Origin of the sequence: Oryzobacter faecalis (assembly GCF_046764005.1) — a bacterium.
GTDB classification, from domain to species: Bacteria; Actinomycetota; Actinomycetes; order Actinomycetales; family Dermatophilaceae; genus Oryzobacter; species Oryzobacter faecalis.
In genome coordinates this window covers 1-940 of sequence record NZ_JBKOFW010000023.1, presented here as the reverse complement: position 1 = coordinate 940, position 940 = coordinate 1, and the positions used below count along the sequence as shown (strand labels likewise).

The 940-nt window shown below is 75.9% G+C and carries 1 pseudogene; it reads left to right on the top strand.

The window, feature by feature from the left end:
• Positions 1 to 940: pseudogene (locus ACK8HX_RS17740) on the top strand (hypothetical protein); the annotation flags it as partial.

The window sequence follows — 940 nt, the reverse complement described above, 5'->3', positions numbered from 1 at the left end:
GCACCGGCGACCTGGACCGGTACCGCGCCGGGGTCGTCGCCCACGAGCTGGAGGAGGCACCGGCGCCGGTCGCCGAGACCGTCATCGCCACCCTCGGTCAGCACCTCGCGTCCGAGACCGGGGTCCAGTTGCGGCGGCGGACCCGGCGGCTGCTCGCGAGGGTCAGCCCCGACCTGCTGCGCCAGCGAGCTCAGCGTGCGCGGCAGGAGTGCGGGCTGCGCCGCCGCGTCGGCGAGCCGGGCGTGGACGTGTGGGACGGGTCGTTCCCCTCCGAGCAGGCAGCGAAGGCGTGGGCCGCGATCGACACCCGCGCCCACCAGCTCCTCACCGACGGCGCCGTCGAGCGGATCGACCGCGCCCGCGCCCAAGCGTTGATCGACCTCGTCATGCAGTCGGCGACGGTCACCACCGTCATCACCCTCACCGTCCCCGCGGCTGCTCCCGGTACCGCGACCGGAGATGAGGCCGCGGGCGCCACCGACGAACCAACGCCCCTATCCGCGAACGCCCCGACCGCCGCCCAGACCGCGGCCGGCGCCGAGCTCGCAACCGTCCATGCGGCGAGGGGCGCCAAGTCCTCCACCGCCCAGACCGCGGCCGCGGCCGATCAGGACACCGCGACCGACGCCGGGGCCGCTGACCCTGCGACCGGCGACGAGCCCGCGATCCCCGCTGAGCACTCGACCGCCGGTGCGATCTCGACCGCTGCCGCGACGGCCGCCACGACTCCGACCCTCGGCGAGGACCGGACCGCCAGCGGTCGGCCTGCAACGACCGACGAGTCCGCCACTGCGGCCGCGGTTGCGGCTGCCGCCGATCGGCGCCTGGCGGCGGACGGCGGGTTCGTCGAGGTCGCCACCGGACGCGGGACCGAACAGGTGCTGGTCCCCACCGCCTGGCTGACCGACCAGCTCACCGCCACCACCACCAGCGACCAGAC